Origin of the sequence: Pandoraea anapnoica (assembly GCF_902459765.1) — a bacterium.
GTDB lineage: Bacteria > Pseudomonadota > Gammaproteobacteria > Burkholderiales > Burkholderiaceae > Pandoraea > Pandoraea anapnoica.
The window spans coordinates 81,293-106,457 of the sequence record NZ_CABPSP010000012.1 but is presented as its reverse complement, the minus strand read 5'-3'; the positions used below and the strand labels follow the sequence as shown (position 1 = coordinate 106,457).

At 62.0% G+C, this 25,165-nt stretch carries 25 protein-coding genes and 2 pseudogenes; 8 read left to right on the top strand and 19 right to left on the bottom strand.

All coding sequences use genetic code 11. The features are described 5' to 3' along the window. Positions 1-23 precede the first annotated feature (23 nt). Positions 24-833, top strand: coding sequence for a C40 family peptidase (locus PAN31117_RS19110; protein ID WP_150739592.1), 810 nt, complete (start codon positions 24-26; stop codon positions 831-833). On the opposite strand, the gene PAN31117_RS19105 is transcribed toward PAN31117_RS19110, so the two are convergent. From PAN31117_RS19105 to PAN31117_RS19065, 9 genes are all read right to left on the bottom strand, one after another. Next, entirely contained in the window at positions 834-1,097 is a 264-nt protein-coding gene (locus PAN31117_RS19105; protein ID WP_150739591.1) for a cupin domain-containing protein, read from the bottom strand. 319 nt (positions 1,098-1,416) lie between these two features. After that, positions 1,417-2,427 carry an inorganic phosphate transporter gene (locus tag PAN31117_RS19100; protein ID WP_150739590.1) on the bottom strand — a complete coding sequence of 337 codons (1,011 nt, stop codon included), beginning with the start codon at positions 2,425-2,427 and terminating at the stop codon, positions 1,417-1,419. A 13-nt stretch (positions 2,428-2,440) separates the two neighbouring features. Next, positions 2,441-3,067, bottom strand: a complete 627-nt coding sequence (locus tag PAN31117_RS19095; protein WP_150666357.1) for a DUF47 domain-containing protein — start codon at positions 3,065-3,067, stop codon at positions 2,441-2,443. A 114-nt stretch (positions 3,068-3,181) separates the two neighbouring features. Further along, on the bottom strand, positions 3,182-4,549 hold the full coding sequence (locus PAN31117_RS19090; RefSeq protein ID WP_046293642.1) for a replicative DNA helicase: 1,368 nt from the start codon (positions 4,547-4,549) through the stop codon (positions 3,182-3,184). Between the two features lie 302 nt (positions 4,550-4,851). Further along, on the bottom strand, positions 4,852-5,304 hold the full coding sequence (rplI, locus tag PAN31117_RS19085; protein WP_150666356.1) for a 50S ribosomal protein L9: 453 nt from the start codon (positions 5,302-5,304) through the stop codon (positions 4,852-4,854). A gap of 27 nt (positions 5,305-5,331) precedes the next feature. Further along, positions 5,332-5,613, bottom strand: a complete 282-nt coding sequence (gene rpsR, locus PAN31117_RS19080) for a 30S ribosomal protein S18 (protein WP_010803800.1) — start codon at positions 5,611-5,613, stop codon at positions 5,332-5,334. A 2-nt stretch (positions 5,614-5,615) separates the two neighbouring features. After that, positions 5,616-5,918, bottom strand: a complete 303-nt coding sequence (priB, locus tag PAN31117_RS19075; RefSeq protein ID WP_044455532.1) for a primosomal replication protein N — start codon at positions 5,916-5,918, stop codon at positions 5,616-5,618. Positions 5,919-5,964: 46 nt separating this feature from the next. Continuing rightward, entirely contained in the window at positions 5,965-6,342 is a 378-nt protein-coding gene (gene rpsF / locus PAN31117_RS19070) for a 30S ribosomal protein S6 (protein ID WP_150666355.1), read from the bottom strand. 207 nt (positions 6,343-6,549) lie between these two features. After that, positions 6,550-7,461 carry a LysR family transcriptional regulator gene (locus PAN31117_RS19065; protein ID WP_039398832.1) on the bottom strand — a complete coding sequence of 304 codons (912 nt, stop codon included), beginning with the start codon at positions 7,459-7,461 and terminating at the stop codon, positions 6,550-6,552. A 142-nt stretch (positions 7,462-7,603) separates the two neighbouring features. Between PAN31117_RS19065 and gcl the strand changes: the two genes are divergently transcribed. The 3 genes from gcl (at position 7,604) to glxR (ending at position 11,436) form a co-directional block, all read left to right on the top strand. Then, the gene (gene gcl / locus PAN31117_RS19060; RefSeq protein WP_150739589.1) at positions 7,604-9,370 is read left to right on the top strand and encodes a glyoxylate carboligase; all 1,767 of its coding nucleotides are present in this window, start codon (positions 7,604-7,606) and stop codon (positions 9,368-9,370) included. 190 nt (positions 9,371-9,560) lie between these two features. Next, positions 9,561-10,352, top strand: a complete 792-nt coding sequence (hyi, locus tag PAN31117_RS19055) for a hydroxypyruvate isomerase (RefSeq protein ID WP_150739588.1) — start codon at positions 9,561-9,563, stop codon at positions 10,350-10,352. A 139-nt stretch (positions 10,353-10,491) separates the two neighbouring features. Next, positions 10,492-11,436: a 2-hydroxy-3-oxopropionate reductase gene (gene glxR / locus PAN31117_RS19050; RefSeq protein WP_370855773.1), complete on the top strand. Its 945-nt coding sequence runs from the start codon at positions 10,492-10,494 to the stop codon at positions 11,434-11,436. Positions 11,437-11,649: 213 nt separating this feature from the next. On the opposite strand, the gene PAN31117_RS19045 is transcribed toward glxR, so the two are convergent. The 8 genes and pseudogenes from PAN31117_RS19045 to PAN31117_RS19015 all read right to left on the bottom strand — a co-directional run bounded on the left by PAN31117_RS19045 (position 11,650) and on the right by PAN31117_RS19015 (position 18,581). Beyond that, positions 11,650-12,690 carry an asparaginase gene (locus PAN31117_RS19045; RefSeq protein WP_046291729.1) on the bottom strand — a complete coding sequence of 347 codons (1,041 nt, stop codon included), beginning with the start codon at positions 12,688-12,690 and terminating at the stop codon, positions 11,650-11,652. 107 nt (positions 12,691-12,797) lie between these two features. Further along, positions 12,798-13,736 (bottom strand): CysB family HTH-type transcriptional regulator, encoded by a 939-nt coding sequence (locus tag PAN31117_RS19040; protein WP_039398842.1) that lies wholly within the window; start codon positions 13,734-13,736, stop codon positions 12,798-12,800. Positions 13,737-13,817: 81 nt separating this feature from the next. Next, positions 13,818-14,030 (bottom strand): TOBE-like domain-containing protein, encoded by a 213-nt coding sequence (locus PAN31117_RS27820; RefSeq protein WP_370855776.1) that lies wholly within the window; start codon positions 14,028-14,030, stop codon positions 13,818-13,820. 128 nt (positions 14,031-14,158) lie between these two features. Continuing rightward, positions 14,159-14,894 (bottom strand): annotated as a pseudogene (locus PAN31117_RS19035) (sulfate/molybdate ABC transporter ATP-binding protein); the annotation flags it as partial. Positions 14,895-14,951: 57 nt separating this feature from the next. Beyond that, positions 14,952-15,857, bottom strand: a complete 906-nt coding sequence (gene cysW, locus PAN31117_RS19030; RefSeq protein ID WP_150739586.1) for a sulfate ABC transporter permease subunit CysW — start codon at positions 15,855-15,857, stop codon at positions 14,952-14,954. Between the two features lie 40 nt (positions 15,858-15,897). Further along, a complete protein-coding gene (gene cysT, locus PAN31117_RS19025) occupies positions 15,898-16,761 on the bottom strand; it encodes a sulfate ABC transporter permease subunit CysT (protein WP_150739585.1) in 864 nt (287 codons plus the stop codon). 16 nt (positions 16,762-16,777) lie between these two features. Next, a complete protein-coding gene (locus tag PAN31117_RS19020; RefSeq protein ID WP_150739584.1) occupies positions 16,778-17,809 on the bottom strand; it encodes a sulfate ABC transporter substrate-binding protein in 1,032 nt (343 codons plus the stop codon). A gap of 133 nt (positions 17,810-17,942) precedes the next feature. Then, a complete protein-coding gene (locus tag PAN31117_RS19015) occupies positions 17,943-18,581 on the bottom strand; it encodes a TetR/AcrR family transcriptional regulator (protein WP_150739583.1) in 639 nt (212 codons plus the stop codon). A gap of 54 nt (positions 18,582-18,635) precedes the next feature. Between PAN31117_RS19015 and PAN31117_RS19010 the strand changes: the two genes are divergently transcribed. The 4 genes and pseudogenes from PAN31117_RS19010 (at position 18,636) to PAN31117_RS18995 (ending at position 21,842) form a co-directional block, all read left to right on the top strand. Then, positions 18,636-20,147 carry an FAD-dependent oxidoreductase gene (locus PAN31117_RS19010; RefSeq protein ID WP_150739582.1) on the top strand — a complete coding sequence of 504 codons (1,512 nt, stop codon included), beginning with the start codon at positions 18,636-18,638 and terminating at the stop codon, positions 20,145-20,147. Positions 20,148-20,220: 73 nt separating this feature from the next. Next, positions 20,221-20,403 (top strand): annotated as a pseudogene (locus tag PAN31117_RS27540) (copper-binding protein); the annotation flags it as partial. A 168-nt stretch (positions 20,404-20,571) separates the two neighbouring features. Continuing rightward, the gene (gene lexA / locus PAN31117_RS19000) at positions 20,572-21,225 is read left to right on the top strand and encodes a transcriptional repressor LexA (RefSeq protein ID WP_039398858.1); all 654 of its coding nucleotides are present in this window, start codon (positions 20,572-20,574) and stop codon (positions 21,223-21,225) included. 194 nt (positions 21,226-21,419) lie between these two features. Continuing rightward, the gene (locus tag PAN31117_RS18995; RefSeq protein WP_150739580.1) at positions 21,420-21,842 is read left to right on the top strand and encodes a hypothetical protein; all 423 of its coding nucleotides are present in this window, start codon (positions 21,420-21,422) and stop codon (positions 21,840-21,842) included. A 142-nt stretch (positions 21,843-21,984) separates the two neighbouring features. On the opposite strand, the gene PAN31117_RS18990 is transcribed toward PAN31117_RS18995, so the two are convergent. Together PAN31117_RS18990 and typA are read right to left on the bottom strand one after the other, a co-directional pair. Beyond that, positions 21,985-23,097: an enoyl-CoA hydratase/isomerase family protein gene (locus PAN31117_RS18990; protein WP_150739579.1), complete on the bottom strand. Its 1,113-nt coding sequence runs from the start codon at positions 23,095-23,097 to the stop codon at positions 21,985-21,987. A 158-nt stretch (positions 23,098-23,255) separates the two neighbouring features. Beyond that, on the bottom strand, positions 23,256-25,079 hold the full coding sequence (gene typA, locus PAN31117_RS18985; RefSeq protein WP_150739578.1) for a translational GTPase TypA: 1,824 nt from the start codon (positions 25,077-25,079) through the stop codon (positions 23,256-23,258). Positions 25,080-25,165: the final 86 nt, after the last annotated feature.

Genomic DNA, 25,165 nt, shown 5'->3' with positions numbered 1-25,165 from the left:
TGTCTCGATCTCCGACTCGTCCGATGGCCCGATGCACGACGCAGCTCGCAACGTCCGCCCAGACTTCATGGGTGCCGTGGCGCTCGGCGGGGGTACTGGCGCTCACGCTGCTGGTCGCCGCATGTTCCTCCGGCCCGACGGTCCGGCAAGGCGGCAACGCGAACTTCGGCAATCGCACGGTCGGCCCCGAGCGCAGCGCAGGTCAGGAGGAAATCACGCTCGAAGCGATGAGCCTCGTTGGCATTCCTTACCGTTACGGCGGCAATACCCCAGACTCCGGATTCGATTGCAGCGGCCTCGTGCGCTATGTGGTGGCGCGCGCAGCTGGCGTCAATCTGCCGCGCACGACCGCCGACATGAGCGGCATCGGCACCGTGCTCGAACGCGACGACCTCGCCTCGGGCGACCTCATCTTCTTCAACACTACGGGACGCGCCCATTCGCATGTGGGCATCTACGTGGGACAGGGCAAATTCGTACACGCGCCGAATTCGGGCGGCACGGTGCGGCTAGAGAGCATCTTCATCCCCTACTGGGCTAAGCGTATCGACGGCGTAAGGCGGGTCGCGGCCAACAAGGCGCCAGCGGGCAATACAACCTACGTCAATCGTTCTGCACCTGACACGGTTGCGGCAGCGCCATTGGCGGCTCCTGCACCCGCCACGGCTACGGTGGCACCTGCCAGCCCGGCACCGAACCGTCCGCTGACAGCAGCGACACCGTCGCCGCTCGGCGCACCGCAGACCGCATCGCCGAGCAGCACGGCCAATCTCACGACGTCGCCTTCGCAGGACGACGATCCGATCGCCCGCTTCGCCAACAGCGCGATGTAATCACTTTCGCCCGACGAGATACTGCACGCCTGCCGGACCATAACGTTCGGCATGCGGTTCTCCGGCGGCCAGATGGAAGACGTCCCCCTCGCCATATCGACGCTCGACGTCACCCACCTGAATCACGATCTCGCCGGACAGAATCAGCGCCTTCGCTTCGAACGGATGCGTATGCGTATCAAGCCCACCCGCTTCTCTCGTCACCGTGACGAGCGCCGTGAAGCCCTCATTGGCGAGTTCTCGCTCGAATACATTGCGTTCCATACGCCCTCCGTTCTGGCGGCTGCGATGCGCTGGATGATCATCGCAGATGGGCAAGCAGCGTTGCCGCACCCCCGATATTGATGGCCGCGCCCATCAGCATGCTCAACGGACGGTGGCGCAAGGATTGAATCAATGACGTCATAGTAGCCTCAGGTGTGATTGAACAAAAACTATTGAAAAATGATAATAAATCACAATAAACTATTAAAATTGATTCTCCCGATGGCGTCGATTAGCGCTTTCAATCCTCCTTGCCCGCACCGAGCACAGACGTAAAAAAAGCGGCCGAAGCCGCTTTTTCCATTCGGTAGCTCATCCGTCAGAGGATTTGCTTGCCGACCCACCAGGCGATGGCGGCGATAAATGCCGATGCCGGAATCGTCAGCACCCAGGCCCAGACGATGTTGCCCGCCACGCCCCAGCGCACCGCCGATAGCTTGCGGGTCGCGCCCACGCCAACGATGGCGCCCGTGATAGTGTGCGTCGTCGAGACAGGCACGCCAAGCCACGAAGCGAAGAAGAGCGTGAACGCCCCACCTGTCTCGGCACAGAAACCGCCCACCGGCTTGAGCTTCGTAATCTTCTGACCCATCGTGCGCACGATCCGCCAGCCACCGAACATGGTGCCCAGACCGATTGCCAGATAGCAGCCGATGATCACCCACAGCGGCGGCTCGGCAGCTTCCTGCGGCCACATGCCCGCAGCGATCAGCAGCATCCAGATGATGCCGATGGTCTTCTGAGCATCGTTACCGCCGTGTCCGAGGCTGTACATACCCGCGGACACCAGTTGCAGGCGACGGAACCAGCGGTCCACGCGTGCGGGTGGCGTGCGGAAGAATAGCCACGACACGAGCAGCATGAAGAACGATCCGAGCACGAAACCGAGCAGCGGCGAGACGAAAATGAATGCCACGGTTTGCAGCAGGCCGCTCGCCACGAGCGAGCCCGTGCCGGCCTTGGCCACCGCCGCGCCGACCAGACCACCGATCAGGGCGTGCGACGAACTCGACGGAATACCGTAGTACCAGGTGATGATGTTCCAGGCGATGGCACCCACGAGCGCGCCAAAGATCACATAGTGATCGACGATCTCGGGGTGTACCGTGCCCTTGCCCACCGTCGCCGCGACTTTCAGGTGAAAGACGAACAGCGCGATGACGTTGAACATGGCGGCGAAAGCCACCGCCTGATGCGGTTTAAGCACGCCCGTCGAGACCACCGTAGCGATCGAGTTGGCGGCGTCGTGAAAACCGTTCATGAAGTCGAACAGGAGCGCCAGTGCGACCAATAGTCCGACCAGCCAAAGGCTGATGTGCAGCGTTGCCATCGAAAGTCTCCGCTCAGGCGTTTTCCAGCACAATGCCTTCGATGATGTTGGCAACGTCTTCGCATTTGTCGGTCACCGACTCGAGCAATTCGGACACAGCCTTCTGCTTGATCAGCTCTTTCACGTCGGCCTCTTCACGGAATAGCTTCGACAGCGATGCGCGCAGCAGGCGGTCGGCTTCCGATTCGAGACCGTCGATCTCTTCGCAGAACTTCAGAATTTCACGGGCACGATCCATGTCGTTGAGCAGTGCGACGGTGCTTTGCACACGCTCGCAGCATTTCACGCAGATTTCGCCCAGCATGCGGGCCTCAGACGGCACGCTCTTGATGTCGTACATCCACACGGCCGTCGCCACGTCTTCCATCAGATCCAGGATGTCGTCCATCGTGCTGATCAGCTTATGGATCTCGTCGCGGTCGAAAGGCGTGATGAACGTCTTGTGCATCAAGTCGATGGTCTCGTGCGTGATGCGATCCGCTTTCTTCTCGTTGTTCTGCACGGCAACAGTACGTGCCTCGGCGTTTGGCAGGTCGTTGAGCATGGCGGACAGCTCGCGGCTGCCTGCGACCATGCACGCCGCGTGCTGGTTGAACAGGTCAAAGAACTTGCCCTCGGTGGGCATGAAGCGACCGAACATTATGGGGAAACTCCGGGTATTAATAGGGGACGGGTCGACACAAAAACGTCACATTCTACCTCGTCGGAGGCATGCGATGCCGCATGCGCATCCGAACAGATGGAAATCGGTGCGTCAGTATTGCGGACCGGCCAGATTATCGAACTTCGTGTAGGCACCGATGAACGCCAGACGGACGTGGCCGATGGGACCGTTACGCTGCTTCGCGATAATGATTTCGGCCGTGCCTTTGTCTGGGGTGTCGGGGTTGTAGACTTCGTCGCGGTAGATGAACAGGATGATGTCCGCGTCCTGTTCGATAGCGCCCGATTCGCGCAAATCCGACATGACCGGACGCTTGTTCGGGCGTTGTTCGAGACTTCGGTTGAGCTGCGAGAGCGCGATTACCGGCACGTTCAACTCTTTGGCAAGGCCTTTGAGCGAACGCGAAATTTCGGAAATTTCGGTCGCACGGTTTTCGCCGCCGCCCGAGCCGCTCATCAGCTGCAAGTAATCGATGATGATCAGACCGAGCTTGCCGCACTGACGTGCCAGACGTCGCGCACGCGCACGCAATTCCATCGGGTTGAGCGCAGGCGTTTCGTCGACGAACAGTTGCGTCTCGTTCATCTTCTGCATCGCGTGCGTGAGCTTCGGCCAGTCTTCGTCGACCAGCTTGCCGGTACGCAGACGATGCTGATCGAGACGCCCCACCGAACCCAGCATACGCATGGCCAGCTGCGTCCCCGGCATTTCCATCGAGAACACGGCAACGGGCAAGCCCTCTTCCACCGCGATGTGCTCACCGATGTTCATCGAGAACGTCGTTTTACCCATCGACGGACGACCGGCCACGATGATCAGATCGCCGCCGTTGAAACCGGACGTCATGCGATCCAGATCGACGAAGCCCGTTGGAATACCGGTAATGTCGCTGCCGCCTTCGCGGTGGTACAGCTCGTCGATACGCTCGACCACTTGCGTGAGCAGCGGTTGCAGTTCGAGGAAGCCGTTGGTGCTGCGCGAACCCTCCTCCGCAATCGCGAAGACCTTCGCCTCCGCCTCGTCGAGCATCTGACGCACTTCTTTGCCCTGCGGATTGAAAGCATCCGAAGCAATTTCGTCGGCCACCGTCACGAGCTTACGCAGCACGGCTCGGTCGCGCACGATTTCCGCGTAACGGCGAATGTTCGCCGCACTCGGGGTGTTCTGCGCGAGGGCATTCAGGTAGGCCAGACCACCCACGTCCTCGGCTTTGCCGGCGGAAGTGAGCGATTCGAAGACGGTGATGACGTCGGCAGGTCGGTCGCTGGAGATCAGACGCCCGATGTGCTGATAGATCTGACGATGGTCGTAGCGGTAGAAGTCCGACTCGGACAAGAAGTCGCCGATGCGATCCCAGGCGCTGTTATCGAGTAGCAGACCGCCGAGCACGGATTGCTCCGCCTCGATGGAGTGCGGTGGCACCTTGAGCGAATCGAGCTGGGGATCGGGCGCGTTCATGCCGGGCATTATACCGTCCCCGCGATCCCGGTCAGTCCCGGCAAAATCGCGCTTGCGCGACGACTTTTCAGGACGTTGTTTGTTCAGCAGTTTCCCTGGAGGCAGCATAAGGTGGCGCTATCGAACGATGACTTGGATGGAAGGGAGCGAGCAACCGGGAGGCGGTCGGCGTACGGCAGTGCGAGACCGGCGACCGGATATTCCGGCAGCCAACACAACGGAACGGACAGACATAAAAAAACGGAAGCCGGTACTCCGACTTCCGTCTTTTATTCGCGTCGGGAAGCTGACGCGGGTACGACTTAGGCGTGCTCGCCCAGCACCGACACGGTGACGTCGATCACGACGTCGGTGTGCAGCGCCACTTGAACCGGGAAATCACCCACGGTCTTGAGCGGGCCGTTCGGCAGACGCACTTGCATCTTCTCAACCTTGAAACCTTGGGTGCCCAGGGCTTCGGCGATGTCGAAGTTGGTGACCGAACCGAACAGACGGCCGTCAACACCAGCCTTCTGCGAGATTTGCACGGTCAGACCCGACAGCTTTTCGCCTTCGGTTTGAGCAGCAGCCAGCTTGTCGGCGGCAGCCTTTTCCAGTTCGGCGCGGCGAACTTCGAATTCGGCGATCGCGTCCTTGGTGGCGCGGCGAGCCTTCTTCGTCGGGATCAGGAAGTTACGTGCGAAACCATCCTTGACCTTCACGATGTCGCCCAGGTTACCCAGGTTGACGACCTTTTCCAGCAGAATCACTTGCATTATCTATTCTCCTTCGTCGACTGGCGATTAAGCACCGTGCAGATCGGTGTACGGCAGCAGCGCGAGGAAACGCGCGCGCTTGATAGCCGTATCGAGCTGGCGCTGGTAGTGCGCCTTGGTGCCCGTCAGGCGAGCCGGGGTGATCTTGCCGTTGTCGCCGATGAAGTCCTTCAGCGTTTCGACATCCTTGTAATCGATCTGCTCGACACCAGCGACGGTGAAGCGGCAGAACTTCTTGCGCTTGAACAGCGGGTTTTGCTGTTGGCGGCGGCGATCAAACTTCTTGTTTTTACCGTTAGGACGCGGCATGTTCAACAATCCTTTTCAAATGCTTGCAATGCTGTGATGTGAAACACCAGGGTGCGGCTATTGCGATGCTTCTTAGCTAGAAACCCTGCCCACTGGGCCGGTTTCTCGAGTCCCAGCGCCATGACTTTGGCACTGATGGGACCGATCGCAACTGCCGGTATCGAGAACTCGACCTGACGGGCCACGCCCGCCTCTTCGGCTGTTCCCTCGTGCGCCAGCGTGACATCGATCACGGGAAGCCCGGCCGGGGTATAGCGCAGCGTGCCGATTTCGACGATGCTGGCCTCGAGCCGTAAGCGATTCACGCGTTCAATGTTTCCGTTGGCACCCTGATGCGTTCCGGTGCGCTAATTACGAAGCGGCAGCTTCGGTCGCGGGCGTCGCGGCAGCCTTCTTGGCTTCTTCGCGGGCCACTTCCTTCATCATCGGCGACGGTGCGGTCTCAGCCTTCTTCATCTTGACGACGAGGTGGCGCAGAACGGCGTCGTTGAACTTGAATGCGTGTTCCAGCTCGTCCAGGGTTTCCTGGTCGCATTCGATGTTCATGCAAACGTAGTGAGCCTTGGCCAGCTTTTCGATCATGTAGGCCAGTTGACGACGGCCCCAGTCTTCGACGCGGTGGATCTTGCCCTGACGGGTTTCGACCGTGCCACGATAGCGCTCGATCATTGCAGGCACTTGCTCGCTCTGATCGGGGTGAACGATAAATACGATTTCATAATGACGCATAGGGTGCTCCTTATGGACAAAGCTGCCTGGGCGTCAGAACCAGTGCAGCAAGGTTGCAGAACCCGCGATTCTAGCGGATTTCATGTCGAGCATCAACTCCCGCTCGATTAGTGACGTTCATCGCCCCGCCTGATCACCTCTCGGGCCTGGCTTCCCATCAATGGAAGATCGCCGTCGATCACAGGCGGCATCGACATCAGCCGCTCGTCAGCCGTTCTCCAGCCAGTAATTCGGGCGCGCGTAAATCTGCCGCAACTGTTCGATGAACAGCCGCACCCGCGCGGGCTGGAAGCGCTGCTGCGGGTACACGGCGAGGATGTCGTAATCCGGCAGCGCATATTCGTCCAGCACGGTCTCCAGTTCCCCGGACTGCAACTCGCGCTGAATTTCCCACGTCGAGCGCCAGCCGAGTCCCAGCCCTTCGAGCGCCCAGCGGTGCAGCAACTCACCGTCGTTGCAGTCGAGACTGCCAGCCACGCGAATGGTCACGAGCTTACCCTGCCGTTTGAAGTACCAGCCGCGCTGCTGCCCGCCCTGAAGGTTGAACGCCAGACAGTTGTGCTTCGCCAGATCCTCCAGCGTCTTCGGACGGCCGTGGCGCGCAAAGTACGCCGGGGTGCCGCACACCACGCGCCGGTTCTGCGCGAGTTTGACGGCCACGAAGTTCGGGTCGACGGAGCCGCCGATACGAATCCCCATGTCGTAGCCCTCGCGCACGATATCCACCACGCGATCCGTCAAATTGAAAGAGATCTGCACTTCGGGATGCAGGCGCAGGAACGCCGGTGCGTGCGGGGCCACGTGCTTACGGCCGAATGCCGCTGGGGCCGAGACGATCAGGTGACCGGAGACGGCGTGCCGCCCGGCGCTGATCTCGTTCTCCGCCATCTCCCAGTCGCCGAGCAACTGTTTGCAACGCTCGAGAAATGCGCCGCCCTCTTCCGAGAGCGCCAGCCGGCGCGTCGAACGGTACATGAGCTTGATGCCGAGACGCTTTTCGAGCGCGTCGATGCGCCGCCCGAGGATCACCGGCGAGACCCCCTCCTTGAGCGCCGCCGCGGCCAGACTGCCGGCTTCGGCCACCTGCACGAAGGTTTCGATCTGTTTGTAGCGGTCCATCACGTCTCCATTCGATACTTTTTGTTCTTAAAAAAACGATCTTTTGTGATCTTATCAAACAAATCGTACCGGCTTAAAGTGACCTCCAACAAGGTTCATCCCTATTCGTCCCGTATTCGTCATTACCCATTGGAGGAGTCACATGGCCAAGATGACCGCCGTAGAGGCCGCCGTCCGCGTGCTGGAGAAGGAAGGCATCACTACCGCATTCGGCGTGCCCGGCGCTGCCATTAATCCGTTCTATTCGGCCTTGCGCAAGGCTGGCAGCGTCGAGCACGTGCTTGCCCGCCACGTCGAAGGCGCATCGCACATGGCCGAAGGCTACACCCGTGCAGAAGCCGGCAACATTGGCGTTTGTATCGGAACGTCGGGACCCGCAGGCACGGACATGATCACCGGCCTGTACTCGGCACAAGCCGACTCCATCCCTATTCTGTGCATTACGGGTCAGGCCCCGCGCGCCCGTCTGTACAAGGAAGATTTCCAGGCCGTCGACATCGAGTCGATCGCCAAGCCGGTCACGAAGTGGGCCGTGACGGTCCGTGAGCCGGCCCTCGTGCCGCGCGTATTCCAGCAAGCGTTCCACCTGATGCGCTCGGGCCGTCCGGGTCCGGTGCTCATCGATCTGCCGTTCGACGTGCAGGTCGCCGAGATCGAATTCGATCCCGACACGTACGAACCGCTGCCGGTGTACAAGCCCGCCGCGACGCGTGCTCAGGCCGAGAAAGCCATTCAGATGCTGGTCGCGTCGGCGCGTCCGCTCATCGTGTCGGGTGGCGGTGTGATCAACGCCGACGCCGCCGATCTGCTCGTCGAATTCGCCGAAACGGTGAACGTGCCGGTCGTGCCCACGCTCATGGGCTGGGGCACCATCGCCGACGACCATCCGCTCATGGCTGGCATGGTCGGTCTGCAAACGTCGCACCGCTTCGGCAATGCGACGATGCTCGCGTCCGACTTCGTGATGGGCATCGGCAACCGCTGGGCGAACCGTCACACCGGTAGCGTGGATGTCTTCACGCAGGGTCGAAAGTTCGTGCACGTCGATATCGAGCCGACGCAAATCGGCCGCGTGTTTGGCCCGGACTACGGCATCGTCTCCGACGCAAAGGCCGCCCTCACGCTGTTCGTCGAAGTCGCCAAGGAACTGAAGGCCGCCGGCCGTCTGCCGGACCGCTCGCAATGGGTTGCCGACTGCCAGAAACGCAAGCGCACCATGCTGCGCCGCACGGACTTCGATCAGGTGCCGATCAAGCCGCAACGCGTGTATCAGGAAATGAACGCGTTCTTCGGCCGCGACGTGCGCTACGTCTCGACCATCGGTCTGTCGCAGATCGCCGCCGCGCAGTTCCTGCACGTGAACAAGCCGCGTCACTGGATCAACTGCGGTCAGGCGGGCCCGCTGGGCTGGACCGTGCCGGCCGCCATCGGTGCGAAGGTCGCATCGCCGTCGTCGGACGTCGTGGCCATCTCGGGCGACTACGACTTCCAGTTCATGATCGAAGAACTGGCCGTGGCAGCGCAGTTCAAGGTGCCGTACATCCACGTCGTGGTGAACAACTCATACCTGGGTCTGATCCGTCAGGCACAGCGCAACTTCGACATGGACTACTGCGTGCAGCTCGCGTTCGAGAACGTGAACTCGCCGGAACTGAACGGTTACGGCGTCGACCACGTGAAGGTGGCTGAAGGCCTCGGCGTGAAGGCGATCCGTGTGTTCCAGCCGAACGACATTCAGCCTGCGTTCGCTCAGGCACGCAAGCTGATGGCCGAGTTCTCCGTGCCGGTGATCGTGGAAGTGATTCTCGAGCGCGTGACCAACATCGCGATGGGCACCGAAATCAACAACGTCAACGAGTTCGAAGAAATCGTCGACGTCGTGGAAGAAGACGACGCAGTGTCGGCATAAGCCTGCCAGCACTGCCAATGGTTTGCGGGGCGCATGCGTCCCCTCCGCTTTCGGCTAGACCCCGTGAAACGGCCAAAGCACGCGCTCCGCAACCTTGCCGTACCCCGCATGACATTAGCTTCACCCAGCATTCACCCTTGCATCGAATCGTCGAAACCACCCCCTAAAAAGAGAGAGAGGAGTCAGCGCAATGCCGAAATTTGCCGCCAACCTGACCATGCTGTTCAACGAGGTGCCGTTCCTCGACCGCTTCAAGGCGGCCGCCGCAGCGGGCTTTCGCGGCGTGGAGTTCCTGTTCCCGTACGCGTTTCATCGCGACCAGATCGCCGACAAGCTGAACCAGTATCAGCTCGACCTCGTGCTGCACAACCTGCCCGCCGGTAACTGGGATGCAGGCGAGCGCGGCATCGCCATCTTCCCCGATCGCGTGGCCGAATTCCGCGACGGCGTGGGCGAAGCCATCACCTACGCCAAGGCGCTGGGTGTGAAGCAACTGAACTGCCTCGTGGGCAAGCAAGGCGCCGATCTGTCGACGCAGGCCGCCACCGAAACGCTCGTGGGCAACCTGCGCTTCGCCGCCGATGCCCTCAAGGCCGAGGGCATCCGCCTGCTGGTCGAGCCGATCAACACGTACGACATTCCGGGCTTCTTCCTGAACCGTACGAAGCAGACGCTGGAACTCTTCGACGCCGTCGGCTCGGACAACCTATTCCTGCAGTACGACATCTATCACATGCAACGCATGGAAGGTGAGCTCGCCAAGACCATCGAGACGAATCTGGCGCGCATCGCACACGTGCAGCTCGCCGACAACCCGGGCCGCAACGAGCCGGGCACGGGCGAGATCAATTACGCCTACCTGTTCGCGTTCCTCGACCGCATTGGCTACACGGGCTGGATCGGCTGCGAGTATAAGCCCGCAACGACCACCACCGACGGCCTCGGCTGGTTCAAGACCGCAGGCCTGCGCGAAGCCGCGTAAGCGGACGTAAGTCAGCGTAACCCTCGCAATAACCGACTGGGTTTCGACGAGGAAGGGCCCCGCCGGCCGCATGCAGGGGGCATGCGGCCGGAGCACGGGGGATGCGTGAACGCTCATTGCCTGTAGCACTCGCGCACCCATGCCCTGCCCGTCCCACGGTCGGCAACAACAACTTCAAACTTTGGCAACAAGGAGTCTCGAAATGGCACAACTCGGTTTTATTGGTCTGGGCATCATGGGCGCGCCGATGGCGAAGCATCTTCAAAACGCCGGTCACAAACTGTTCTTGTACGAGCGCCGCACGCCCCCGCAAGACCTGATCGACGGTCAGGCCACCGTTTGCACGTCGGCCAAGGAAGTCGCCAAGCGCGCCGATATCGTGTTCGTGATGGTGCCGGACACCCCTGACGTCGGCGCCGTGCTGTTCGGTCAGGACGGTCTGGCAGAAGGTCTGACGGCTGGCAAGATCGTCGTCGACATGAGCTCGATCTCGCCGATCGAAACGAAGGAATACGCGAAGAAGATCAAGGCACTCGGCTGCGAATACCTCGACGCTCCGGTCTCGGGCGGCGAAGTCGGCGCGAAGGCCGCGTCGCTGTCGATCATGGTCGGCGGCTCGCAAGCTGCGTTCGACGACGTGAAGCCGTTCTTCGAACTGATGGGCAAGAACATCACGCTCGTGGGCGACAGCGGTGCCGGACAGACCTGCAAGGTCGCCAACCAGATCGTGGTGGCACTGACGATCGAAGCCGTGGGCGAAGCCCTGCTGTTCGCGTCGAAGGCCGGTGCAGATCCCGCGAAGGTGCGTGCAGCCCTGATGGGTGGCTTCGCTTCATCGCGCATTCTGGAAGTGCATGGCGAGCGCATGGTCAAGCGCAACTTCGAACCGGGCTTCCGCATCGCACTGCACCAGAAGGATCTGAACCTGGCGCTGCAAACGGCGAAGACCCTCGGCGTGTCGCTGCCGAATACGGCCACCGCGCAGGAACTGTTCAATGCCTGCGCAGCCAACGGCGGCGCAGCATGGGATCACTCGGGCATGGTGCGCGCGCTGGAGATGCTCGCGAACCACACCGTCGCCTGAAACTGAACGACAGGCCCCGCCGCGGCGTCATGTCGCGGCGCGAGGCCACACCGCGCATTTCGCGAGAAGACGAAGAAAGCGGCCGTCAGAAAAGCCGTCAGCAATAGCAGGGAGAGGTGGGAAACAGGGCGAGCGCGTCGACCGACGCCACGCCGAGCGTCACGGCGCCAGTCAAGCGAAAGCGCGACTCGCGCCGTATTTTTTTGGCGCCGATTAATACTCGTCGAAAAGACTCTGCATGCGCTCACGCGGCACGCCCGCTTGCAGCGCCAGCATCAGCAGCACGCGCGCCTTGTACGGATGCAGGTTGCCGGTGCTCACGAACCCGTACTGATCGTCCGGCGCGGCGCCGTTATGCATCACGTGACCACTACCCACGCGCGACGCACGCACCACCGTCACACCGCGCTGCACCGCCTCGGCCAGCGCCTGTTGCAACAGCGAGTGCAGCGAGCCATTGCCGGTACCGGCAACCACAATGCCCTGCACACCCGCTTCCACCAGCGCGTCGACCGCAATGCGCGACACGCCCGCATAGCTCGATACCACTTCCACCGCAGGCAACTCACCGGAGAGCCCGACAAATTCGCTCTCGACGGTATGGTACTGAAGCGGCTCGCGCTGAAACGCCACGCGCTCGTCCTGCACCCAGCCGATCACGCCGATTTCCGGCGAATGGAAGGCGTCGACCTTGTACGTGCTCGTCTTGATGACGTCGCGTGCGCAGTGGATCTGGTTGTTGATGGCGACCATTACACCGCGCCCGGCCGAAATCGGGTCGGTTGCCACCCGCACGGCGTTGAGCAGATTGAGCGGGCCGTCGGCCGAGAGTGCCGTCGCAGGCCGCATGGCAGCGGTCATGACAACCGGCTTGCGGCTGTTGATCGTGAGATGCAGGTAATACGCTGTCTCTTCGAGCGTATCGGTGCCGTGCGTAATCACGGCACCGGCCACGTCGGGCTGCGCCAGCAAGGCGTTCACGCGGGCGGCCAGTTTCTGCCATAGCGAAACGCTGATGTCCTTGCTGTCGATCTGTGCAACCTGCTCGGCGTGAATGTGGGCCACGTTACCCAGTGCGGGCACGGCGGCGAGCAGATCCTGAACACCAAGCGCTCCGGCCTGATAACCGGCGGTGCGCGTGGCGTCGGCCGCGCTGCCCGCGATCGTGCCGCCCGTGGCGAGCAGCGCAATGCGCGGCAATTCGCCCGAGGACACGGTGTAATGAGGAATCGGGTTGAATGAGGTCAATGTCATGCAGCGATTGTATCCAATACTGCCCCGCTTCCCAATCGCTGAAAACATCGATCCCGCCACCAGAGCGGGATCGGGCTCAGCAGGACGCCAGCATCCGGCGGAAAACGTCAGGCGGCAAACTCCAGCGCCTCGCGCAACTGCGTCGAGATTTCCTGCTCCTTGAGCGCAGGCGCGAGCATTTCGATGAAACGGTACGCGTACGAGCGCAGGAACGCACCGCGTCGCAGGCCGATGCGCGTCGTGCTCGGCTCGAACGCATTTTCGAGTTCCAGCACCGCCAGATCCTGATCCTTGCGCGGATCGACGGCCATCGCCGCCACAATGCCGATGCCCAACCCCAGTTCGACGTAGGTCTTGATGACGTCCGTATCGAGCGCGGTGAGCACGATATCCGGCACCAGTCCTTGATCGGTAAACGCCTTGTCCACGTGCGAGCGCCCCGTGAAATCGCCGTCATACGTGATGATCGGGTATTCGGCGATATCGGCGAGCGTCAGGTTCTCGCGTCCGACCAGCGGGTGCTCCTTGGGCACAACGGCCACGTGATGCCATGAATAGCACGGAAACGTGACGATGTCGGGAAAGCGGTCGAGCGCCTCGGTCGTGATGCCGATATCCGCTTCGCCGTCGATGACCATCTGCGCGATCTGGCGCGGGCTGCCCTGGCGCAACGCCAGATGCACCTTCGGGAAGACGCTCGTGAACTGCTTGATCACCTGCGGCAGCGCATAGCGCGCCTGCGTGTGCGTGGTGGCGACCACAAGGTGCCCGCTGTCCTGATCGGCGAACTGACGCGCCACGCGGCGCAGGTTCTCGGCGTCGAGCAGCATGCGCTCGATCAGTTGCAGCACCGCCTTGCCCGGTTCGGTCAGGCCCGTGAGACGTTTGCCGCGGCGCACAAAGACATCCACGCCGAGTTCGTCCTCCAGATCCTTGATCTGCTTGCTCACGCCCGATTGCGACGTGTACAGCGCACTGGCCGCTTCCGTCAGATTGAGGTTCTGCCGAACCGCTTCGCGCACGTAGCGCAATTGCTGGAAATTCATGATTTAACTCCGCCCTGTTGCTTGTCTGTCCGTGACGTCTATGGATGAAGTACCGCTTGTAGTTTTGATGTGTACCGCTCGTTATGCCTGCGCCGAAAACACCCGCAACTGACGCGGCACCGCGCGCAGCGTCGTGCCTGCATCCGCGCCGAGAGCCTTCCAGCCCGAGCGTGTGAGTTCGGCCTCCCACACGGCGTCGCCGGGTGCCGCAAGCTCCACGCGCACCGTGCCGCCCAGCGGAATCGCGCGGCGCACCGCCACGTCGATACCGGGGCCGCCGTCGCCCGCAGGCACCAGCGCCAGATCGTGCGGACGCACATACGCAATCGCCCGACCGTCCTGCGGCACGGCAGGCAGATCGTCCTTGTGCACGGTGACGCGATACTTGCCCGCGTCCGCAATGAAATCGTGCGTCTGCAACTCGCCCGACAGACGGTTCGCCGCGCCGAGAAACTCAAACACGAAGGCACTCTCCGGGGTGTCGTAGACGTCCTGCGGTGCACCGATCTGTTCAACCTTGCCGCGATTCATCAGCACGATGCGATCGGCCACTTCGAGCGCCTCTTCCTGATCGTGCGTGACGAAAATCGTCGTGATGTGAAGCTCGTCGTGGAGACGGCGCAGCCAGCTGCGCAATTCCTTGCGCACCTTGGCATCGAGCGCGCCGAACGGCTCGTCGAGCAACAGCACCTTCGGCTCGACGGCCAGCGCACGCGCGAGCGCAATACGCTGACGCTGCCCGCCCGACAGCTCTGCCGGGTAATGATCGGCCAGCCAGTCCAGTTGCACGAGACCCAGCAGCTCATGCACCTTGTTGCGAATCTGTGCGTCCGATAGGCGATCGCGACGGGACTTCACGCGCAGACCGAACGCCACGTTCTCAAACACCGTCATGTGACGGAACAAGGCGTAGTGCTGGAATACGAAGCCGACCTGACGCTCGCGCGTGCCTACCGAAGCGACGTCCTCGCCGTTGAGGACCACGCGCCCCGCGTCGGCAAACTCCAGTCCGGCGACGATGCGCAGCAGCGTCGTCTTGCCGCAGCCCGACGGCCCGAGCAGCGCGACCAGTTCCCCCGTAGGGAATTCGAGACTGACGTCGTCGAGTGCGGCGAAATCGCCGAAACGCTTGGAAACCTGTTGTACCTGGATGCTCATTTGTCTTGCTCCTCGATGCTGTTCGACGCGACTTGTCTGCTGTGCGTGAATACCCGCTCAGGCCTGCACGGCGTCTTCGCGACGCGCGGCCTTGTCCTGCGCCAGCTTGCGTTCCGCCCAGAGCTTCAGCCCCAGCGTGGCCAGTGCGAGCAGCGCCAGAATCGACGCCGCAGCGAATGCGCCGACCGTGTGGTAGTCGTTGTATTCAATTTCCACGTGCAGCGGCAGCGTGTTCGTCTCGCCGCGAATGTGCCCCGAGACGACCGACACCGCCCCGAACTCGCCCATGGCGCGCGCGTTGCAGAGAATCACGCCGTACAGCAGGCCCCACTTGATCTTCGGCAGCGTCACGCGCGTGAACACCTGCCAGCCGCTTGCGCCCAGCACACGGGCCGCCTCTTCTTCCTCGCTGCCTTGCGCCTGCATCAACGGAATCAGTTCGCGGGCCACGAACGGGAACGTGACGAACACCGTTGCAAGCACAAGTCCCGGCAATGCGAACACGATCTTCAGGTTGTGCGCGTCGAGAAAGTCCCACAGCGGACCCTGACGACCGAAAATCAGCAGGAACGTAAGCCCTGCGATGACCGGCGAGACCGAGAACGGCAGGTCGATGAGCGTAGTCAGCACGCTCTTGCCCTTGAAGTCGAAGCGCGCAATCGCCCACGACGCCGCCACCCCGAACACCAGGTTGAGCGGCACGGCGATGAACGCGATGAGCAACGTCAGACGGATCGCCGAGAGCGCGTCGTCGTTCGTCAGCCCTTCCCAATACGGCGCGAGCCCCTTGCCCAACGCGGTGACGAAGACCGATGCAAGCGGCAGCACCAGAAACAGTGCGAAAAACACCAGCGCCACAGCGATCAGGATGGCTTTGACGTACGCGGGTTCGTCGGTCGGATCGGCTTTGCGTGCCTTCACCGTTTGCGGCAGGGCCTGCGAGAGTGCGAGTGAATCGGACATGATCGAAACGTTCTCTTCGTGATTTCCGGGTAATCCTGTGTCACACGCCGCTGGCGCGTCGGCCTGAATGACGGCGTTGCAGCCACCATTGCAGGGTATTGATGAGCAGCAACAGCACGAACGAGATCAGCAACATCACCACGGCCAGCGCCGCCGCGCCAGCAAAGTCATATTGTTCGAGCTTCGTCACGATCAGCAGCGACGTGATTTCCGAGACCATCGGAATGTTGCCCGCGATGAAGATGACCGAGCCGTATTCACCGACCGCACGGGCGAACGCCAGCGCAAAGCCCGTGAGCAAGGCCGGCAGCACCGCCGGGAGAATCACGTGACGCAGCGTCTGCCAGCGCGTCGCGCCGAGGCAGGCTGCCGCCTCTTCCTGCTCGCGCTCGAACTCTTCGAGCACCGGTTGCAGGGTGCGCACCACGAACGGCAGGCCGATGAACGTGAGCGCCACGAAAATGCCCAGCGGCGTGAAAGCGATCTTGATGCCGAGCGGTTCGAACCAGCGTCCGATCCAGCCGTTCGGCGCGTAGATGGCGGCCAGCACGATGCCTGCGACCGATGTCGGCAAGGCGAAAGGCAGGTCGATCAGCGCGTCGACGAAACGCTTGCCCGGGAACGTGTAGCGCACCAGCACCCACGCCAGGATGAAGCCGAAAAATGCGTTCAGCGTCGCCGCCGCGAGCGAGATGCCGAACGTGAGGCGGTACGACGCCAGCACGCGCGGCGAACTCACTGCGCCGACGAAGCTCGCCCAGTCGAGCGAGCTTGCCTTGATAAAGACCATCAGCAACGGCACCAGCACCACAAGGCTCAGGTACGCGACGGTGTAGCCCATCGTCAGGCCAAAGCCCGGCAAGGCACTTGGCTTGCGCCACATTGGAAAGAGTGCGGTACTCATGCGATGGCCCCTACCCTTACTTCTTGGTGTAGATCTGGTCGAAGATGCCGCCGTCGGCGAAGTGCTTCGCCTGCGTCTTAGTCCAGCCGCCCAGATCGGCGTCCACCGTATAGAGCTTGAGCTTCGGATACTGCGACTCGTACTTCTTTGCGATTTCCGGCGAGCGCGGACGATAGAAGTGCTTCGCGGCGATCTCCTGCCCCTGCGGCGAGTACAGCCATTGCAGGTAGGCTTCGGCGGCCTTGCGCGTACCGTGCTTGTCGACGTTCTTGTCGACGATCGCCACCGGTGGTTCCGTCAGAATCGACGACGACGGCACCACGATGTCGAACTTGTCCGGACCGAGGTCCTTCACCGACAACAGCGCTTCGTTTTCCCAGGCGATCAGCACGTCGCCGATGCCGCGCTCCACGAAGGTCGTGGTCGCGCCGCGCGCGCCTGAATCCAGCACGCCGACGTTTTTGTAAATGGCCTTCACAAAATCCTGCGCCTTCTGCTCGTTACCGCCCGGTTGCTTGAGCGCGTAAAGCCATGCGGCGAGGTAGTTCCAGCGCGCGCCAGCCGACGTCTTCGGGTTCGGCGTCACCACGCTGATGCCCGGCTTGGCGAGGTCGTTCCAGTCCTTGATGCCCTTGGGGTTGCCCTTGCGCACGAGCAACACGATGGTCGACGTGTACGGCGTGGCGTTGTCCGGCAGACGCTTCTGCCAATCCTTGTTCACGAGACCGGCGGTGGCCAGTTCGTCGATATCGGCGGAGATGCCAAGCGTGACGACGTCAGCAGGTGCGCCGTCGAGCACGGTACGGGCCTGCTTGCCCGAGCCGCCGTGCGAAGCTTTCACCGTCACCGTGTCGCCAGCGACTTGCTTGTAGTGGGCCTCGAAGGCCTTGTTGTAGTCGGCGTACAGCTCACGCGTCGGGTCGTACGACACGTTGAGCAGCGACAGGCTTGCGGCCTGCGCCTGAATCGTCATGCCGGCGGCCAGCGCCAGACCACCCAGCGCGACTGCCAGCTTCTTAGCTTTCCATCCCCGTGCTGCTTTGTTCATGACTTGCACTCCTTGTTTGCTTCTCGTGTGTAGGAGGCCAGTCTATGAGGGCGTCTAAATAATTAAAAATAATATTTTCGCTTTTGTTTATGCCGGAATAAGGATTAGAGAAATTGTGCTGACGAGGAAGCCATCAGACGTAGGGGGTGCCGGTCAGTGCGGCAGCAACGCCTGCACAGCCCCTGTCTACAAGGCTCAGGAAGGATTTCTGTGCAGCAACGGTGTCCTGCGTCAGGCCGAACGTGCGATGGGCGCTAAGGAAGGCAACCGTCCACGCGGCGAGCAACAGCCCAGCGGCCAGTTGCGCGTCGACGTCCGGCGTCGGCCGGTCGACCGTTTCGGCGAGCGCCTGCGCCACAACGTCGGCCAGCTCGTCCCGGATCGCCCGGGCGCGTGCCTTGAGCGTCTCACTGCCTTCGATCGTTCGGATGAAGCCCTGGCTCTGGGCCGAAAAGTTCACAAAGGGGCTGTTCTGCGCCACCAGACGATGCGCCAGACGCCGCAGCGCCTCGACGGGCGAGACACCGGCGTCCCGCTCATGGATGGCTTGCCGAAGCGCGTCGCGCCCCTCCTCGTCCCGGTCGAAGAACATGTCTTCCTTACGGGGGAAGTAATTGAAAACGGTCATGCGCCCGACGTCGGCGGCCGCCGCGATCTGGTCGACCGTCACATGATCGAAGCCGTGTTCGTGGAAAAGCCGTGTCGCGGCATTGGAAATGCCCTGCCGGGTAGCAAGGCGCTTTCTCGATCTCAAATCGGTTGGCGTTGACATGAGGTTCCTGATGGCCTAGTTTACATATACTCAGTACATATTTATACGAAGTATATGACAAACTCCATAGATGTTGTAGTGGTCGGTGCCGGTCCCGTCGGGCTGCTCGCCGCCATCGAACTGACGCTCGGCGGCGCACGCGTGCTCGTGCTCGAACGGCTGGCGTCGCCCAGTCAGGCGATGAAGGCGCTGTCGTTCGGGCCACTTGCGGGCGAAGCGCTGTTGCGTCGTGGCATGCGCATGGCCATCGACGACGCACAGCAGCGCAACGCGCAGGCGATGCAGGCGTTCACCCAGCAGACGGGCGCAGATCTGAGCGTCCGTGCTTCGAAGTTTAATGGCCATTTCGCCGGGCTTTCCCTCATTCGGCGCGACGCACAGGTCGACCCCGACAGGCGACCGCGTCACGTCGATCAGCCCGCACTGGAAGCCATGCTGGCCGCACGAGCGCAGGCACTTGGCATTGAAGTGCGGCGCGAACATGAAGTGACGGGGATTGAGAATTCCGATGACGGCGTAGAGGTCTCGTGGGTCTCGCCCACCGGGCCCGGTCGCGTGCGCGCGGCTTACCTCATCGGGTGCGACGGCGGGCGCAGCACTGTGCGCAAGATGTGCGACTTCGCGTTCCCCGGCACCACGCCGACGCTCACCTTTTATCAGGCGACGGCCGACGTCGATTACCCCGAGCGCTTGTTGCCTATCGGATGGAATCGCACCGAGCGGGGGGTGTTTTGCTACGGACCTGTGCCCGGACGCCTGTTCATGCTCGACTTTTCCGGGCCGCCTGAGGATCGGCAAGCGCCTGTCACGCGCGAAGAGATCGAAGCGGTCCTGCGCCGCACCAGCGGCCAGGAGGTGCGCCTGAGAGCGCTGCATGCCGCCAGTCGCTGGGCAGACAACACGCGTCTCGTCGACACCTACCAGCAGGGACGCGTGTTCCTCGCAGGCGACGCCGCACACGTTCACTCGCCGTTCGGCGGCCAGGGCCTGAGCCTTGGCCTGCTTGACGCTGCCAACCTTGGCTGGAAACTCGCCGCCGTCATTCGCGGCGATATGCCTGAAAGCTTGCTCGCGACTTACACCGCAGAGCGGCGTCCGGTAGCCGAAGCGGTGCTGGGGAATACACGGGCGCAAGTGGCGATCCTGCGTCCAGACCCGCAATCGGGCGCAATGCGCGATCTCATCGCCAAACTGATGGACTTCGACGACGTCAACCGCTTCATAGGGGAGATGATGACCGGTGTGTCGACACGATACGAGCTTGTGGCGTCCGAGGGCTCGCACCCGGATGTCGGTCGTCTGGCGGGCGATTGGCAACTCGCAGACGGCGCGCGCGTTTTCGACACCATGCAAGACGGTCACGGTGCCCTGCTCGACGGCACCGGGGATCGGCGTGCATCGCAACGCGTGACATCCATGACGTCACAGGTACGCTGTATCCCCGTTGCGGAAGGCCCGTCCTGGCTGCTGCGACCCGATGCTTGCATTGCATGGCGCAGTGAGCCGGATTGCGCCGACGAACTCGCTGGGCTGGAAGACGCGTTGTGCCGCTGGTTTGTCGTCTGAGTCCGCCGCGCGGATGAACGACGTAGTGATACACGACGACGGACTCGGCGTTTCAGTATTGCTATACACCTCGACCGGTATGGTGATGCTCGTTCACGGCGCGATGAGCAACATCGCCATGCCTGCCATCACGATGGCCTACAAAGCGAAGGACGCTGCCATGGCCAAAAGTGTGCACGCGGGCGACAAGGTCCGGGTACGCGTGGAGAACGTGGGCGGAACGCTGACGATCGTTCGCATGGACAAGTATGCGTAACGCCGTGGCGCGACGGACGACAGGCGTCCCATGACGTAAAGCCTGTCGTCCGGCCCACGGCGGCGGGCACGTGTGGCGGAAACTTCACGCAGTACATGAAGTTTTCCCTTGCGTTTTTGCAAACACTGTACAAAAATACAGCCACCTGTGCTTCCATACAGTGATGCCATGATCAAACTTACCGCCCGTCAACAGCAGGTCTACGAACTGGTTCAGCAAGCGATCGAGCGCACCGGCTTTCCGCCGACGCGCGCGGAGATTGCCGCAGAACTGGGCTTCTCCTCCGCCAACGCCGCCGAGGAGCACCTGCGGGCACTGGCGCGCAAAGGTGTCATCGAGCTTGCCGCCGGTCAATCGCGAGGCATTCGCCTCAAGCGTCTGGACGACGCGGGCGGCACGCATCAGTTCACGCTGCCGCACATGGGCCTCATGCAGTTGTCGCTGCCGCTCGTCGGCCGTGTCGCTGCGGGTAGCCCGATCCTGGCGCAGGAACATATCGAACGCAACTTTCAGTGCGACCCGAACATGTTTGCGCGTCAGCCCGATTACTTGCTGAAGGTGCGCGGAATGTCGATGCGCGACGCGGGCATTCTCGACGGCGACCTGCTTGCCGTGCAGAAGGCTGCCGACGCGCGCGAAGGTCAGATCGTCGTGGCACGCATCGGCGACGACGTGACCGTCAAACGTTTTCACCGCGTGAAGGGCGGCGTCGAACTGATCGCCGAGAACCCCGACTTCGAGAACATCAATGTCGACGAAGGCAGCGGTGATTTCGCGCTGGAAGGGATTGCGGTCGGTCTGATTCGCAACAACGATCTATGAGCGGCCGCTGACGGTCGCCCATCGCGAACCGGGGCAACGCGACTTAGCGACTCGCCCCACTCCCTGAAGATTTGCATTTGATTGCGCCGGGCTGGGTCCGGCGCCCGTGCCCTGCTGCGCCTGCGATTTGTGAGATAAGCGCCATTCGCAGCAAGACATGTCCCTCTGACCCGCTTTGAAAGAAGGATCGCATCATGGCTCGACTCTTTGGTTTGCTGCGTACGTCTCTCGGCCAATCGCCCGTTCGCGTGTCATCGCAGACCCGCCTCTCTGCGGTATACGGTCTCTCTGCGCTGTCTGGGCCGTTCGCTTCGGCACCCGCCATCGCCCGCTCCTACACCGTGCCCACCCGCACTCGCACGACCACGCTGCCGCGCACAATTGCGGCCGCCGTCGCGTCGGCTACCCGCCGAGGCTGCCCCGCCGGAAAAGCCGTGAAAGCGTTGCGCAACGTTCGGGAACAGCAGGCACGTCGTGAAGCGCATGACACGCAGGAAGGTCACGATGTGCGCGTCTATCGCGACAGATCGCACATCGTGATGGTCGGCACGTTCGCCGACATCTGCCGCAAACTCGATCAGGCCGTTGGCGAACAATTCTGCCAGGCGGCGGTTTGATGAATTGCGTTGGTCCTTTAGCTCGTTAGCGCGTTACGCGAATACGGGCTGAAGCTACCGTAGCGCACTGGTTCGTGCAGCTTATTCGCTACGACGACCGGCGGACGGGTTCACTTGCCTTGCAAGGCGCGCGCGCCGTGAATCACTGCCCGAGCGTGAGCAACGGATTATCGGCACCGTGGCGCTCGCCGCCGAAGAAGCGCGCAACGTCTTCCGGCTTTACGGCTTCGATGTTCGCGTGCTGCCAGCGCGGCTTGTGGTCCTTGTCGATCACCATCGCGCGAATGCCCTCGACGCCTTCGGCACCGGTGCGGCCGTCCAGATTGAAGACGCTGCGCATCATCAACCACTCTTCACGCAGTTCGTCCGCGAGGGACAACTTGCGGGCACGACGCACCTGCTCAAGCGCCACGCATGTCATCAACGGCGACCGCTTGGTGCGCAGCAGGTCCTCCGTCTCCTCCGCCCAGCCCGAGTATTCGCAACGCGCTTCGAGTTTTAGGCCCTTCAGAATCGCAGGCATGTCTGCGAGACCGAAGTGTTCATCGATCACGCTGCGCAACGGTGCGAGCTTACCGGGTGCGAGACCGGCAGGCGGCAGACTTTCGCGCGCGAACGTACGTGCCGCGTCAAGCACGGCATCGCTATCCTGCCAGTGGCCATTGGCCAGCCGGTCGCACAACTCGGGCAACGACGTGCGCGGCACCACCACGTCCGCCAAACCGATTTCACACGCATCGACTGCACCGAACACGATCCCCGTGGTGCCAAGGTACTCACCGAGATGCCCCGCGAGATTCGCAAGGAAGAACCCGCCGCCAACATCCGGAAACAGACCGATAGCCGTCTCGGGCATCGCCATGCGCGTCGCCTCGGTGACGATGCGCAACGTCGCGCCTTGCGAGATGCCCATGCCACCGCCCATGACCACGCCGTCCATCAGTGCGATGTACGGCTTCGGATACGACGCGATCTTGTAGTTGAGCCGATATTCGTCGGTGAAGAAGTCCATGATGTCGGTGCGGCCTGCGCTGACGGCCTCATGGAAGTAGCGAATATCACCTCCCGCGCACAGCCCCTTCTCACCCTCACCTTGCAGTACGACGCCCAGCACCTTGGGATCGTCGCACCACTGATCGAGCGCGGCAGCCATCGCACGAATCATGTCGTGCGACAACGCATTGAGTGCCTTCGGGCGCGTCAGCGTGATGAAGCCGATACGGCCACGGATTTCGGTTCGAACAAAATCGGTCATGTCAGGCAAGGACTCCGGAAACGTCAACGGATTGGGGGATGAAAGTTCGGGATGACAAAAGCAAAAAGCCGGCGCATGGCACCGGCTTTTCTTCCAACAGACGGATCCCGCAGCGCGACGGACGTTTCATCCGTTGCGCCGCGCTACCATCGCCGGCGTTACTTCTCTTCGCGCGAAGCGCGCTTGCGCTCGTGTTCGATCAGGTGACGCTTGCGCAGGCGAATCGTCTGCGGCGTGACTTCGACCAGTTCGTCGTCGTCGATGAATTCCACCGCGTATTCGAGGCTCATCGCGATCGGCGGCACCAGACGCACGGCTTCGTCGGTACCCGACGCACGCACGTTCGTGAGCTGCTTGCCCTTGATCGGGTTGACCACGAGGTCGTTATCGCGGCTATGAATACCGATGATCATGCCTTCATAGAGGGCGTCACCCGGCTTCACGAACATGCGACCCCGATCCTGCAGCTTCCACAGTGCGTAGGCCACGGCATCGCCGTTGTCCTGCGAGATCAACACGCCGTTACGACGCTCACCCAGCGAACCATCCTTGACCGGTGCGTACGCATCGAAGATGTGGCTCATCAGGCCCGTACCACGGGTCATCGACAGGAAATCGCCCTGGAAGCCGATCAGGCCGCGGGCCGGAATGCGGTATTCAAGACGCGTACGGCCACGACCGTCCGACACCATGTCCAGCATTTCGCCTTTACGACGACCGATTTCTTCCATGACGCCGCCCTGGTGTTCGTCTTCCAGGTCGATGGTCAGCATTTCGTACGGCTCGTGCTTCACGCCGTCGATTTCCTTGATCACCACGCGCGGACGCGACACGGCCAGTTCATAGCCTTCGCGACGCATGTTCTCGATCAGAATCGTCAGGTGCAGTTCGCCACGGCCCGACACTTCAAAGACCGAGTCGCTGTCGGTGTCCTTCACGCGCAGCGCCACGTTGTGATTCAGTTCCTTGTCCAGACGGTCGCGGATCTGACGGCTCGTCACGAACTTGCCTTCACGGCCGGCGAGCGGCGACGTGTTCACGCAGAAGTTCATCGTGAGCGTCGGCTCGTCGACGGTCAGCAGCGGCAGCGCTTCCGGCGTATCCACGTCGCAGATGGTCACGCCGATACCCACGTCTTCAATACCGTTGATCAGCACGATGTCGCCAGCTTCGGCGCCTTCGTCCGACATCACGCGCTCCAGACCCTTGAAGGTCAGCACTTGATTGATCTTGCGCTTGAGAATTTCACCGTCCGGGCCCGAACGCATCACCACTTGCTGGCCCGGCTTGACGCGGCCACGCGTGATACGGCCGATACCGATACGGCCGACGAACGTCGAGTAGTCGAGCGAGCTGATTTGCAGCTGCAGCGGGGCATCCGGATCGGCGTCGCGAACCGGCACGTGTTCGAGAATCGCGTCGAACAGCGGCTTCATGGTGCCTTCGCGGACATCCGAATCAAGGCTTGCGAAACCGTTCAGGGCCGAAGCGTAGACGACCGGGAAGTCGAGCTGTTCGTTGGTGGCGCCAAGCTTGTCCATCAGGTCGAACGTCTGGTCGATGACCCAGTCCGGACGCGCGCCCGGGCGGTCGATCTTGTTGACCACGACGATCGGCTTCAGACCGAGGCCCAGGGCCTTGCGAGTCACGAAGCGCGTTTGCGGCATCGGGCCTTCGACGGCGTCGACCACCAGCAGAACGCTGTCGACCATCGAGAGCACACGCTCCACTTCACCGCCGAAGTCCGCGTGTCCCGGGGTATCGACGATGTTGATGTGCGTGCCTTCGTATTCGACGGCGCAGTTTTTGGCGAGGATCGTGATGCCGCGCTCTTTTTCGATGTCGTTCGAGTCCATCACGCGTTCAGCGACTTGCTGGTTTTCGCGGAAGGTGCCCGACTGGCGCAGCAACTGGTCGACGAGCGTGGTTTTGCCGTGGTCGACGTGCGCGATGATGGCGATATTACGGAGAGCGCGGGTCATGAAAGGGGTGCTCGAAAAAGCCTTTGAGGAATCCGCGATTCTACCACTTGCGCATGTCTCACGTCATGGCCTTTCTGCATTGCAAC